This is a genomic window from Xanthobacter oligotrophicus (assembly GCF_008364685.1).
In the GTDB taxonomy this organism is placed as follows: Bacteria; Pseudomonadota; Alphaproteobacteria; order Rhizobiales; family Xanthobacteraceae; genus Xanthobacter; species Xanthobacter oligotrophicus.
The window spans coordinates 15293-26903 of sequence record NZ_VTTL01000016.1 but is presented as its reverse complement, the minus strand read 5'-3'; the positions used below and the strand labels follow the sequence as shown (position 1 = coordinate 26903).

Below are 11611 nucleotides of genomic sequence, written 5' to 3'. Positions count from 1 at the left end.
GGCCCATCGTTGAAGCCCCTTCCGCCGCGACCCGCGGGAGGGCCGAACCCATCAGAACGCGTCCGCAAGGGACCATCGCCGGGGAGAAACATGACGGAGCGGCCGAAGCTCACCCAATTCCGCATCGAGGACGGGCGCGAGGGGATCGTCCACCTGGTCTTCGACATGCCGGGACGATCCATGAACGTGTTCTCCAACGCGGCCATCGACGACATCGGCACCTTCGCCCGCTGGCTGGCGACGAGCGACGTGCGCGGCTGCGTGGTGCGTTCAGGCAAGGCCTCGGCCTTCTGCGCCGGCGCCGACCTGCCGGAAATCGAGGCCATGCTCGACACCATCCGCGCCACCCCGGTGGAGGAGCGGATCAAGGTGACGTTCGACCACTTTTTCCGCCTCAGCCAGGGCCTCAGGGCGCTGGAGACGAGCGGCAAGCCGGTGGCGGCAGCCATCGCCGGCCTCGCGTTGGGCGGCGGCTGCGAGCTCGCCCTGGCCTGCCACTTCCGTGTGATGACGACGGCGCCTGCCAGCGTGCTTGGCCTGCCGGAATCCCTGGTGGGCCTGCTTCCGGGTGCCGGTGGAACCCAGCGCATGCCACGTTTGGTGGGTGCGCACAAAGCCCTGCCAGTCCTGCTCGACGGCGCCCGCTTCGATGGCGCCGCAGCCGTCGCCGCCGGCGCGGCCCATGAGCTGGTGCTGCCCGGTGAGGAGGTGGCCGCCGCCGAGCGCTGGATCCTCGGCGCGCCGGATCCGCGCCAGCCCTGGGATCGGCCCGACTGGCAACCCATGGAGACGACCGCCGTTTCGGCGGCCATTGCCCCCCAGCGCGCGCGGCGCATGGCGGAAACGCATGGCCACGTCCCGGCCATAACCGCCATTCTCGACTGCGTTGAGGAAGGCCTGCCGCTGCCCATCGAGGACGCTCTGGCGAAGGAGATGGACATCTTCTCCCGCCTGGTCCAGCGGCCTGAGCCGCGTGCCATGATCCGCAGCCTCTTCGTCGGCCGCGTGGAATTCGAGAAGCGCCAGAGGAAGGATGCGTTGCCGCAGCTGCTGCCGCTGGTCCTCACCGCCGTGCGAGACGCCCTGGAAAGCGCCGAGGCGGCTGCGCGTGGCAGAGGCGCGAACGAAGCGCAGATCTCCGAAGCCAAGGCTTTCGCCGGCTTCACGCCCTCGTCCACGCCGTCAGCTCCGCCGTCCGCTCGAACCGCCGCCGAAGGCTTCTGGTTCGAGGCGCCGGGTCTTGGGGGCGAGCTTGCGCGGGCTGCCGAGATTCTCAAGGCCGCGGCACTGGCCACCAGGCCCTACCTCACGCTGGTGGATGGCGAAGCCGAGCGGATCATCGACTACGCGGCCATCACGCAGCTCGGCTTCCCCGCCTACACCGGGGGGCCGCTCTCGCTGGCAAGGCGCCTGATGGGCCATCGGCCCCCTACGCCTTGAGCGGCCCGGATTATCGATCAGGGAGGACCAAATGAAAGTGATCGTACCCGTGAAGCGGGTCGTGGACTATAACGTCAAGGTCCGCGTGAAAGCGGACGGTTCGGGCGTCGAGACGGCCAACGTCAAGATGAGCATGAACCCCTTCGACGAGATCGCCGTCGAGGAGGCCCTGCGGCTGAGGGAAGCCGGAGCCGCCGAAGAGGTGATCGCGGTTTCCGTCGGAACCTCGGCATGCCAGGAGACCCTGCGCACAGCTCTGGCCATGGGCGCCGACCGGGCAATCCTGGTGGAGACCGCCGAGGAAACCCAGCCCCTCGGCGTCGCCAAGGCGTTGCGCGCCGTGGTCGAGCGGGAAGCCGCTCGCCTCGTGGTGCTGGGCAAGCAAGCCATCGATGACGACTGCAACCAGACCGGCCAGATGCTCGCGGGACTGCTGGGCTGGGGCCAGGGCACCTTCGCCTCCAAGATCTCCGTCTCCAGCGGCACGGTGGTGGTGACGCGCGAGACCGACGCCGGGCTGGAGACAGTCGAACTCGCCCTGCCGGTGATCCTCACCGCCGACCTGCGCCTCAACGAGCCGCGCTACGCCTCACTGCCGAACATCATGAAGGCGAAGAAGAAGCCGCTCACTGTGGTGACGGCGTCCGATCTCGGGGTCGACATGGCACCCCGCCTTCAGACCCTCAAGGTCACCGAGCCGCGCCGCCGCGGCGGCGGGATCAAGGTGGCCGATATCGCCGCCCTCGTCGAAAAGCTGAAGACCGAAGCACGGGTGATCTGAGATGCCACTGACCCTCGTCGTCGCGGAGCATGATGGCTTCGTGCTCAAGACCTCCACGCTGAACGCCGTGGCTGCCGCATCCCGCATCGGCGGGCCGATCCACGTCCTGGTCGCCGGCGCCGGCGTCGGCCCGGTGGCCGCGGCCGCCTCCATGGTGCCGGGCATCGAGCAGGTGCTTGCGGTAGATGACCCGGCCTATGCCCATCAGCTGCCTGAAGACCTCGCGGCGCTCCTCGTTCCGCTGGTGCGCGAGGGCTACACGCACGTGCTCGCCGGCGCCACCTCCGCGTGCAAGAACCTCCTGCCGCGCCTGGCGGCGCTGCTGGACGTGGCGGCCATCTCCGACATCATCGGCGTGGTGGACGCCGACACGTTCGAGCGCCCCATCTATGCCGGCAACGCCATCTCGACCGTGCGCTCAAGCGATCCCGTCAAGGTCGCGACGGTACGCACGACGGCGTTCGACGCGGTAGCCGCCACCGGAGGCGCCGCGTCCATCACCCCCCGCCCGGCCGTGGCCCCGGCCGGCCTCTCCCGCTTCGTATCTGCTGAAGAGGCCAAGTCCGAGCGGCCGGACCTCAACGCCGCGCGGGTGGTGGTGTCCGGCGGACGCGGGCTGCAGTCGGGCGAGAACTTTCGCCTGCTGGAGGCTCTCGCGGACAAGCTCGGCGCGGCCGTGGGCGCCTCCCGGGCGGCGGTGGACGCGGGGTTCGCCCCCAACGACCTCCAGGTCGGCCAGACCGGCAAGATCGTCGCGCCGCAGCTCTACATCGCGGTTGGCATCTCCGGCGCCATCCAGCATCTGGCGGGCATGAAGGATTCCAAGGTCATCGTCGCCATCAACAAGGACGAGGACGCTCCGATCTTCCAGATCGCCGATTACGGCCTCGTCGCAGACCTGTTCGAGGCCGTGCCGGAGCTGACGAAGGCCCTTTAGAGCCGGGTCCGTCTCTATTCAAAGCGATAGAGCGCTTTCCGGAGGCGTCACCCGCGACGCCTCCGGCCCTTGCTTCAACCCCGAACACCGGAAGCTCCGCCATGCTCCCCCATCGTTCCGTCTACGACGAAGAGCACCTTCTGTTCCGCGAGACCGCGCGCCGCTTCGCGCAAAAGGAAATCGCGCCCCATTTCGACGGCTGGGAGCACGCCGGCATCGTCGACCGCAGCTATTGGACGAAGGGCGCCGAGGCAGGCCTGCTGTGTCCGCAGGTTCCGGAGGACTTCGGCGGCGCCGGCGGAGACTTCCGCCTGAACGCCATCGTCATCGAGGAACTCTGGTACGCCGGTTTCGCCGGCCCTGCCGCCGACTATTCCGTCCATAGCGACGTGTGCTGCGGCTACCTGCTGAAATACGGGACCCGCGCGCAGAAGGAGAAATGGCTTCCCCGGATGATTTCCGGAGAGGCCATCTGCGCCATCGCCATGACGGAGCCCGGGACCGGCAGCGACCTGCAGGGCATCCGCACCCGCGCGGACCGGACCGTCGATGGATACCGTATCACTGGCCAGAAGACCTTCATTTCCAATGGCCAACACTGCGATCTCATCATCATGGTGACACGCACCGACGCGACCGCGGGCTCAAGGGGCATGAGCCTGATCCTGGTGGAGGCGGATCGTCCCGGCTTCCGCCGCGGGCGCAATCTTCACAAGCTTGGCCACCTGTCCGCAGACACGTCGGAACTTTTTTTCGACGGGGTGGACGTGCCCGCCGAAAACCTGCTGGGGTCGGAAGGCGGCGCCATGGCAGCATTGATGAGCGAGCTGCCGCAGGAGCGGCTCACCATTGCCCTGCAATCCATGGCTTCGGCCCAGCGCGCCTACGACATCAGCCGGGACTATGTGCGTGAGCGCAAGGTGTTCGGCAAGGCGGTGGCAGACATGCAGAACACCCGCTTCGTGCTGGCCGACCTGAAGACCGAGCTTGCGGTCGGATGGGCTTTCATCGACCAGTGCCTGGCCCAGCATATGACGAACCAGCTGAGCACCTACGACGCCTCCATGGCGAAGCTGTGGGTCACCGAGATGCACGGCCGCGTCGTCGACAAATGCCTGCAGATGTTCGGCGGGTATGGCTTCATGCGCGAATATGAGATCTGCCGGCTCTATGCCGATGCCCGCGTCCAGCGGATCTATGGCGGCACTTCCGAAATCATGCGCGAACTGATCTCCCGGGACCTCTGAACCGCCAGCCGGCCGGCAACAGCGCAGGTCCCGTCCCAAGGGAGCGGGGCGAGAAGGCCGGCTCGCACCGGACTTCTCGCCCCGAGTTGGGAGGCACCTTCAAATCACTCGATGGGCGTGTCGAAAATGCCCGCGCCATCGTCCTGATCCGCTTTGCTGGTGCTGAGAAGAGCGAGAAGATTGGACTTCATGCTCCTCAGCGCGCGAACGGCAGCATCGATGTCCGTATCACCAATTCCTTCGATGATGCTCCGCTCGACTTCCGCGACATTGGCGCGGATGTCGCGAATGAGCTTGTCGCCGACCTGTGTGAGATAGATGCGCTTGACCCGGCGATCGCCCGGATCGTGCTGGCGCTCCACCAGCCCATGCGCCTCGAGCCGATCGATCAGTGCGCCGACAGCGACCTTTCCGATATCGAGCTGGTCGGCCAGCACCACCTGGGGCATCCCATCTCGCCGCGAGAGAAAGGCGAGAACCCACCATTTGGATCGGGTCAGCCCCATCGGCTTCAAAGCCCGATCAACCATGCTGCGGCGCATGCGGCTTACGTCGTGGACAAGAAATCCGAGCCGCAGTTGCTTCGAAACAGCCCGCCCCATTGTGAACTCAACCCCACAACGCCATCCTGCTCTTATGGAAGCCGACATGCGCCGCAAACGGTTTCATTGTTATTCTGTGTCGGCCGTTTGGAATCGGGCTCTCCGCGCCGGCCGGCTCAGCCCCGAGCGGATCCGACCCACCAGCGCGGCAACTTGACGTATACTTGAGTTGTTACACCACACAAGCGGATCGGAAGCCGGTCCTCCAATGCAGGCGCGGTCTCCCATTGGCGTGTCCATGGCGCACCCACCGATTGCACAATCTTCGCTATCAGAACGCGATACGGTAGAGCAGGAACAATCCGATCAAACCGACCAATCCGTGGCCGGCGATGAGAAAATGAGGGGCCTTGCGGGGATAGAGTACGCGGAAGAACAACACCCCGCCGAGAAGGCCTGCACCCAGGATAATGAGAGGCCACCAAAGATTTGGGGTTTCGCTCGGCATCCCGGCGAGTGCATAGGCCAGGAGGCCGATGGCAACCAGGCCCCCGAGGCCGTGCAGAATGGGTAGAACGGAAGGCAGGCGGATTTTCAACCAAATGGCGGTTGCGATGCTGGCGCCGCCGAAGGCGATGGCACAAAAGATATAGAATGCGATCTGCACAAGACTCATGCTTCCCCCCTGTTAGTTGACCTAGAGCGTTTTCCGTTCGCCTTGGCTCACGACAATCGCTCTAGAACCTTGTGTTGACGCATTTTTTCACGCGAACCGGTGTCCACTTCGCTCGAAAACGCTCTAGGTGACCGCATGCCCAGCGCATGCCGCACGCCCCGCCCCCGTTCACGCCCGCTGATCTTGAGGGATGAGGCGCATCGCTACCCCCATGAGGAAGACGAACGCCACGGCCGCCACCACGTGGATGAGCCGGGAGAGATCGTTCACATGGATGGCCTCGAAGATCATACTGCCATTGGTCAGCGCACCCGCCAGGGCCAGCATCGCGAAGATCAGAATGCCGAGGGCGAAGCCCGCGAGCGGCCGCCCAAGTATGCCGAGCAGCAACAGCACGGCCCCGACACCGAGATGAAGAATATCGTGGGCCGCATTGGTCGCGAACAGCCCATCATCGCCCAAATAGGGGTTGCCGACATACTGCCCGAAATACCAGGCCGCGATGAGCATCACGCCTATTGCTGCCAGAACAATCGAGAATAGCGAGCGCATTATTCCTCCAAGCTTCTTTTTGCGATCGCCCACCAGATGCCTGCGGCCGGCCGACCCGATTTAAAGATCCGCTCCCCGACCACCCGGGGACGCCACTTCGGGCCGCAACTGGATGGACAAGAGAGTGTCGCAGCTGCCGCGGGACTCTGCCCCCGACAAAAGTACGGCGGCCGTCCTGGACCATCGGCGACAGAGCGGTAATCGCACGGCAAGATGGCGGTCCACGCCACGGCCGACGCCTGCCGACCGCCGGAAGCTCCAATATCCCGCGGCCGCAATAGCTAGGATCCTGTCCGAGTAATGGGATCGACGGGGGCGTCATCTCTTGATTCATTGACACATGGCCAAGACGTTTCGCTCGTGGGAGCTTGACCAAAGCTGGCTTCTGCCGGCTTCGGTGCATGATTTCGTGCCGTCGGGTCACCAGGCGCATTTCGTTCGGGACACGGTGCGCGAGGGCCTCGATCTCTCCGCCATCCTCGACATCTACTCCGAGGACCGGGGCTAATCATGAGCGATGATCTCACCCAACCCGAAAGCGACCTTCTGCGCCACCTCGTGCACGGCACAACGACCAATGCAGACGGCTCCCCCATGACCGCCGGGCCATGGATGTACGAATGCGCCAAGCGCTTGGAGGCGCATGGCTACGTCGAGCGAGCGGGGAAGGCCTTCATCGCGACCGAAGCCGGGCGGGAAGCCGTCCCCGCCGAAAGCACTGCGTGATGGCAGCGGCCCCTACCTCCGCCCTCGCGGCCGAGCGCATCACGGATCGCCGCGGCTGGGCTCGCGGATCCACACGTTGGGCCGAGGTCCACAGCTGCGCGGCAAGGAGCTGGCGTCGGCAGAGGCTCGCGGCCGTGCGGCGGCCTTCGCTGAGGCCCGCGCGCTCTGCGACGGGCGGTTCGTCCCGCCACACGGATCTGCAGCCTACCGCCAGGGCGCCGAAGAGGTGCAAGCGGCGATCCATGGCGCGCTCAAGTCGATGAGGTGAGATATGGCCCACGCGCTGACATGCCACTGTTCCCGGACGAGGTGGATATCGCGCGCGCCGTGCTCGGCCCCGGCCGCGTGAGCGACTGGAAGCGCATCGCCCCATCGCTGGAGCGATGGGCTCGCCTTCAGCCACATCTCCGGCACGGTGTTGCGGAAGAAGACCAGCAAGACCGGGAAGGTCGTAGAGCACGATCTGGCACAGCTCCCCGATACGCGCGCCGAGTTGGAGCGCATTCCCGCCGGCCGTCGCATCGGTCCTCTCGTGATCAACGAGGAAACCGGCCTGCCCTACAAGCGACGGGTCTACACGAAGTGGTACCGCATCCTTGCGCGGAAGGCCGGCATACCAGACGAGGTGTGGAACATGGATGCGCGGGCCAGCGCCGTTACGGAAGCTCTCGACGCCGGGGCCCAGCCAAACGACGTGATGAACGCCGCTGGGCACACGCAGCTATCGACGACGCAAGGCTATGACCGGGGGATGCTCAAGAAAACCGCCCGCGTCGCCCAGCTGCGAGTCGCGAGCCGCAAGAACGAGGCATGAACCCAGCCGGGAACGGGATGGGGAATTTGATGGGGAACTTTCGGCCACGATTTAGGCCTAAGTGATGGCGCGCCGACCAAGGCGAAACTGCGAACACCTATGTTATTGAGTTCGAATGGTTTTAGTAGGCCTCGGAAGTGCAGGCAATTTTTGTGACGCACGCCACAGCCGCAGCTGCTACATCGCCGGCCAACGATCGTGATAGACGTCAAGATAGCGAAATGGGCTGGCACAAAACAGCATCAACACACGCTGACTTCGCCCGCCCCTACCCGCCGTACAGTCCCCTGTACTGCTGGAGCATGCCGGGGTCGTCAGCGTTCCCCCACTGAAGGGGCCAAAGCTGTGGCACGGGCATCTCGCCGTGGAGGCGGCAAGGCTAGGGCAAGGCGTGGCTCTGGTGAGCGATCTCATGGCCGGCGAGTTGCTCGCGTCCGGCGAGTTGGTCGAGGTATGCCGGGCCGATGTCCGGCTGGGCGCTTACTATTTCATCGCACCAGCCCGCCGATGGAATGACTCGGCCATCTCGGCACTACGCGACTGGCTTCACGGCTTTGTCCGGCAGTGCATGGTTGAACCTGTTGTTACACCCTCACGTTGAACGAATGGTTATCGCCGCGAGATGCCTGGACGAAATCCGCAGGGCCGCCAACAACTTTATAAATGTCCATAACGTGTGATTGCAAATATGCAGAAATCTGGAGATTATATTTCCGACATCGATAGCAACAAGAATTCTATAAATGTATTTATAAGGTGTGACCTCGGAAGGCAGCAGTTCGCGGCGTTTCATCTGGCGCACTGCGATTCGGAGCTTTGAATTTAATCAAAAGAAATCAAAGGCGGCACCCTGCGCAAGATTGCGCAGGGGTTCTGAATTCAGCATCGCGTAGGCGGTCGTCCCGAACGCTCCCACGTCCGTATCCCTGCCAGTTTCTTCGAGAAGGAGCATCAGATCCTCGGCGACGTTCTCGATGAGCTGTGGGCGACGGACGCGCGACATGTTCGCTGCCAACGCTGGTATAAGTTGGCCGAATCGCCGAGGTCGGGCCCGGCGGAATAGGAGCACCTATGGCCGAACGATTTGAACGGCACCGTCAGCCTTGGACCTATGAGGAGTTGGAAAAGCTGAAGCTCCTTGCCAAGAAAGGCATGGCGCTCAGGGCGATTTCAAAAGCGATGACGCGTAGCGAAGAATCCATCAAGGACCGCGCGAAGCTCGATGGCATAGGGATCGCCAAGCTCCGGTGAATGCCACGACCGTAGGGTCAGCGGAGCTTGGCTTCGCGCCAGCCCTCTTCGCACGCGCGCCGCCACCGGTGGCTAGCTTCCCGAGGCCTTCTGGGCGACGTCGATCTGATGCACGTCCGACCCCACCACGACGGTCATTCGGTACTCTTTCCCGGCCTCGTTGTTGGCGGGAGGAGCGATGTGCACCTGTCCGCCGACCCATTCGCCTGGCATGACGGTGTTGTCCTTCAACACTTGGTTCTCAAGGGCTGCCATGTTCTGCTGACCGCGCTCGATCACAGCGGATGTCATCGCCGCGTTTTCGTAGGCCGCAGTGGTGCGAGCAATCGATGCGGCAGCGGGGCTATATCCCGATGTGTAGACCGTCGCCGTTCCGCGCGGCGTGTAGACCGTCGACTGACTATTGTAATAGCCGGCATTGGAAGCAGCCGCTGAGTTTGCGCCAGCGGCCACACCTACCAGGATCGCCGCCATGACTTGGCGCGCCTGCTCTTCACGTACCAAATCCTCGTAGGTGAAGACTTTAAGTTCCCCGATTGGTTGGCCGTTGGCCATCTGCTCGACCGTGATACCGCTCACAGACAACAAGGTCGAATTTGGACCGTCATTATATGCCGCGACGACATAAACCGGCCGACCACCTGGGGTCATCTCGCGCTGCGCCGGTCGAACCATCACAATGGAACGGGGCTTCTTTGAAACGATAGCGGCGTTGCCATCCCTAACAATCGCCTCTTGACCAACCGAGGGCTTGAAGTAAGCCTTCTCGGTAGTGACGCACCCCAACAGCGCCAGCGGTGCCGCCAGCACGAACGCAAATCTCATCGAACTCTCCCCAACCCGAGCGAGATGCTGACCTATCTGCAATCGAGAGTCGAGGTGCTATGAGTAGGCGAAGTTGCCTTTGGGGAAGATGGCGATACGCATCCTGTTGAACGTCGGAATAATGTTGGCGCTGATGCAGGTCGCCGCCGCGCACGGGGGCGGCTGCCGGAAAGGCTCGCCGCCAGGCCAGTGCTCCAACATGGACCGAAGAGCCGGCACCAGTCATTGCCACTGACGCACCACGAAAGCGGCAACCACTATGAGGGCTACCAGCAGGACAACAGCCCGCATGCCGCTCCACCCCGGTTCGGGACCACCATAGTCGTCGGAATTCTCGTATCCGCTCGGCATTGCTAACGCGCCCCCTGGCGCCATTCCCAAGGCATCACAAAACGGCCCTGCCAGACGCCGCGCCCCGCCACTCTCGCGGCCCCTTCATCCGCGACATACTCGAGACTGTAACGCCTGAAGGCTAGCGCGTGCCCAGACGTGACGAGCCATGCGCCACGTCCTCCCCGCGAGCGGTGCAGACTGCTATCGCCCGCTTCCATCGGTCAACGTCTGTCTGTCGGCAGGAGACCGCCGCGCGGGCGAGCCAATCTGCCAGGGCGAGAGCTGCGACCTGGCCACAGCGGTACTCCGTGCCGTTGGCTCGCTGGCAGACTTGGCTACTCTCTGGCGCATCGATCCCGTGCAGGCGGATACGCTCAGCGTGGATCTCCAGGGTGCCGCCGTCAATTGCGGTCGCCTGCCCCAAGTGCAACGACCTGCATAAGGGCGGAGAAGAGGCAAAGCCTCTCGGCGGCCCAACACATAAGTGTCTTCCCAGGGCTGCTCTAAAAGCCTGAAGCGCCGTTCGGTATGCGCCGGGCTTTCCATTCGTCGGATGCGGCGGACGCCAAGAGTGTTTCCACCGCCAGCTGGGCTACGGCGAGGGTGGCGCGCGACGAGGGGCGGTTGAGGGGCGTGGCAAGATACACGGTGCGCCTGAAGCCGGGTTCGACGACCCGGAAGGTGTGGAGTTGCCCGTTATCCGCCGAACTCACCATCGAACCGGGATGCCGGGCCGCCAGCGAGCAGATCGTGGCGCCATGCCCGCGACGGATGAGCGCGAAGATCTGTGGCGATGCATCGACTTCCATCACCACGTTGAGCGGCACGGAATGGCGTCGCGCCGTGGCCTCAACCAGAAGCCGAAGCCCATGCTCCGGACCTGGCATGACGAGACGCAGATGTCGGACATCGCGCATCCGAATCTCGCCCTTGTCGGTCAGATACGGGGCAATGGACGGCACATCATAGGTGCCGATATAAAGGTCCTCTTCGGCGATCGCCTGCAGCGAGGCGCTCCGGTCATTAGCAGCGCCACCGCCGAAGATGATCGCCGCGTCCAGCGTGCCTTCGCGCAGCCAATTGGCGATGTAGCCCGACATACTCTCCACGACCCGCAGCCGCACCTGGGGCAGGCGATCTAGGCAGGATTCGATCAGCCGCACCGTTAGGAGCCCGACCAGCGAGCCGGGTACGCCGAACCGGACCGTGCCGATTGGCGGCTTGTCGCGGCTGAGCATGCTGGCCTTGGCATCCTCCGCCTGCTTCAGGATAGCATAGGCGTGGGTCTGGAACTCACGGCCCTGCTCGGTCGGCATCAGCCCGCGCGCCCAGCGCTCGAACAGCACGGTGCCCAGCTCGTCCTCAAGGTCCTTCAGCCGCGCGCTAAGCGAGGGCGAGCTCATATGCAGCACCTTGCCGGCCGCAGCGAGCGAGCCGGTTTCGGCAATGGTCACGAAGACCCGGAGATCGCGTAGGTCCATGGCACC

The 11611-nt window shown here is 64.2% G+C and carries 15 protein-coding genes and 1 pseudogene; 9 read left to right on the top strand and 7 right to left on the bottom strand.

The features are described from left to right. Positions 1-90: 90 nt before the first annotated feature. The 4 genes from FZ033_RS22560 to FZ033_RS22545 all read left to right on the top strand — a co-directional run bounded on the left by FZ033_RS22560 (position 91) and on the right by FZ033_RS22545 (position 4405). A complete protein-coding gene (locus FZ033_RS22560; protein WP_149578312.1) occupies positions 91-1440 on the top strand; it encodes an enoyl-CoA hydratase-related protein in 1350 nt (449 codons plus the stop codon). Between the two features lie 31 nt (positions 1441-1471). After that, positions 1472-2221, top strand: coding sequence for an electron transfer flavoprotein subunit beta/FixA family protein (locus FZ033_RS22555; RefSeq protein ID WP_149578311.1), 750 nt, complete (start codon positions 1472-1474; stop codon positions 2219-2221). A 1-nt stretch (position 2222) separates the two neighbouring features. Then, positions 2223-3158 carry an electron transfer flavoprotein subunit alpha/FixB family protein gene (locus FZ033_RS22550; RefSeq protein ID WP_149578310.1) on the top strand — a complete coding sequence of 312 codons (936 nt, stop codon included), beginning with the start codon at positions 2223-2225 and terminating at the stop codon, positions 3156-3158. A gap of 101 nt (positions 3159-3259) precedes the next feature. After that, the gene (locus FZ033_RS22545) at positions 3260-4405 is read left to right on the top strand and encodes an acyl-CoA dehydrogenase family protein (protein WP_149578309.1); all 1146 of its coding nucleotides are present in this window, start codon (positions 3260-3262) and stop codon (positions 4403-4405) included. 104 nt (positions 4406-4509) lie between these two features. Here the strand turns inward: FZ033_RS22545 and FZ033_RS22540 are convergent, their stop codons facing one another. From FZ033_RS22540 to FZ033_RS22530, 3 genes are all read right to left on the bottom strand, one after another. Continuing rightward, positions 4510-4947, bottom strand: a complete 438-nt coding sequence (locus tag FZ033_RS22540; protein WP_210247940.1) for a MarR family winged helix-turn-helix transcriptional regulator — start codon at positions 4945-4947, stop codon at positions 4510-4512. Between the two features lie 331 nt (positions 4948-5278). Continuing rightward, a complete protein-coding gene (locus FZ033_RS22535) occupies positions 5279-5623 on the bottom strand; it encodes a hypothetical protein (protein WP_149578307.1) in 345 nt (114 codons plus the stop codon). A 168-nt stretch (positions 5624-5791) separates the two neighbouring features. Beyond that, on the bottom strand, positions 5792-6175 hold the full coding sequence (locus FZ033_RS22530) for a hypothetical protein (RefSeq protein ID WP_149578306.1): 384 nt from the start codon (positions 6173-6175) through the stop codon (positions 5792-5794). Positions 6176-6515: 340 nt separating this feature from the next. Here FZ033_RS22530 and FZ033_RS22525 point away from each other — a divergent pair. The 4 genes and pseudogenes from FZ033_RS22525 to FZ033_RS24695 form a co-directional block, all read left to right on the top strand. Continuing rightward, a pseudogene (locus FZ033_RS22525) lies at positions 6516-6680 on the top strand (IS5/IS1182 family transposase); the annotation flags it as partial. A gap of 5 nt (positions 6681-6685) precedes the next feature. After that, on the top strand, positions 6686-6901 hold the full coding sequence (locus tag FZ033_RS22520) for a hypothetical protein (RefSeq protein ID WP_149578305.1): 216 nt from the start codon (positions 6686-6688) through the stop codon (positions 6899-6901). Between the two features lie 418 nt (positions 6902-7319). Continuing rightward, positions 7320-7715, top strand: a complete 396-nt coding sequence (locus FZ033_RS22515) for a site-specific integrase (RefSeq protein ID WP_188079645.1) — start codon at positions 7320-7322, stop codon at positions 7713-7715. Between the two features lie 292 nt (positions 7716-8007). Next, on the top strand, positions 8008-8316 hold the full coding sequence (locus FZ033_RS24695; protein WP_149578347.1) for a LysR substrate-binding domain-containing protein: 309 nt from the start codon (positions 8008-8010) through the stop codon (positions 8314-8316). 225 nt (positions 8317-8541) lie between these two features. Here the strand turns inward: FZ033_RS24695 and FZ033_RS24135 are convergent, their stop codons facing one another. Beyond that, positions 8542-8718, bottom strand: a complete 177-nt coding sequence (locus FZ033_RS24135) for a hypothetical protein (RefSeq protein ID WP_188079643.1) — start codon at positions 8716-8718, stop codon at positions 8542-8544. Between the two features lie 68 nt (positions 8719-8786). On the opposite strand from FZ033_RS24135, the gene FZ033_RS22505 reads away from it, so the two are divergent. Further along, positions 8787-8966: a hypothetical protein gene (locus FZ033_RS22505; RefSeq protein ID WP_131833504.1), complete on the top strand. Its 180-nt coding sequence runs from the start codon at positions 8787-8789 to the stop codon at positions 8964-8966. 72 nt (positions 8967-9038) lie between these two features. Here FZ033_RS22505 and FZ033_RS22500 read toward each other — a convergent pair whose 3' ends face one another. The 3 genes from FZ033_RS22500 to FZ033_RS22490 all read right to left on the bottom strand — a co-directional run bounded on the left by FZ033_RS22500 (position 9039) and on the right by FZ033_RS22490 (position 11605). Continuing rightward, entirely contained in the window at positions 9039-9791 is a 753-nt protein-coding gene (locus FZ033_RS22500) for a hypothetical protein (RefSeq protein ID WP_149578303.1), read from the bottom strand. 472 nt (positions 9792-10263) lie between these two features. Next, positions 10264-10548 (bottom strand): thermonuclease family protein, encoded by a 285-nt coding sequence (locus tag FZ033_RS24690; protein WP_408068506.1) that lies wholly within the window; start codon positions 10546-10548, stop codon positions 10264-10266. 79 nt (positions 10549-10627) lie between these two features. After that, positions 10628-11605, bottom strand: a complete 978-nt coding sequence (locus FZ033_RS22490; RefSeq protein ID WP_149578302.1) for a LysR family transcriptional regulator — start codon at positions 11603-11605, stop codon at positions 10628-10630. Positions 11606-11611 lie beyond the last annotated feature (6 nt).

Coding starts and splice junctions, on each gene's coding strand:
- FZ033_RS22560 (WP_149578312.1), top strand. CDS start 91: ATGACGGAGCGGCCGAAGCTCACCCAATTCCGCATCGAGGACGGGCGC.
- FZ033_RS22555 (WP_149578311.1), top strand. CDS start 1,472: ATGAAAGTGATCGTACCCGTGAAGCGGGTCGTGGACTATAACGTCAAG.
- FZ033_RS22550 (WP_149578310.1), top strand. CDS start 2,223: ATGCCACTGACCCTCGTCGTCGCGGAGCATGATGGCTTCGTGCTCAAG.
- FZ033_RS22545 (WP_149578309.1), top strand. CDS start 3,260: ATGCTCCCCCATCGTTCCGTCTACGACGAAGAGCACCTTCTGTTCCGC.
- FZ033_RS22540 (WP_210247940.1), bottom strand. CDS start 4,947: ATGCGCCGCAGCATGGTTGATCGGGCTTTGAAGCCGATGGGGCTGACC.
- FZ033_RS22535 (WP_149578307.1), bottom strand. CDS start 5,623: ATGAGTCTTGTGCAGATCGCATTCTATATCTTTTGTGCCATCGCCTTC.
- FZ033_RS22530 (WP_149578306.1), bottom strand. CDS start 6,175: ATGCGCTCGCTATTCTCGATTGTTCTGGCAGCAATAGGCGTGATGCTC.
- FZ033_RS22520 (WP_149578305.1), top strand. CDS start 6,686: ATGAGCGATGATCTCACCCAACCCGAAAGCGACCTTCTGCGCCACCTC.
- FZ033_RS24135 (WP_188079643.1), bottom strand. CDS start 8,718: ATGTCGCGCGTCCGTCGCCCACAGCTCATCGAGAACGTCGCCGAGGAT.
- FZ033_RS22505 (WP_131833504.1), top strand. CDS start 8,787: ATGGCCGAACGATTTGAACGGCACCGTCAGCCTTGGACCTATGAGGAG.
- FZ033_RS22500 (WP_149578303.1), bottom strand. CDS start 9,791: ATGAGATTTGCGTTCGTGCTGGCGGCACCGCTGGCGCTGTTGGGGTGC.
- FZ033_RS22490 (WP_149578302.1), bottom strand. CDS start 11,605: ATGGACCTACGCGATCTCCGGGTCTTCGTGACCATTGCCGAAACCGGC.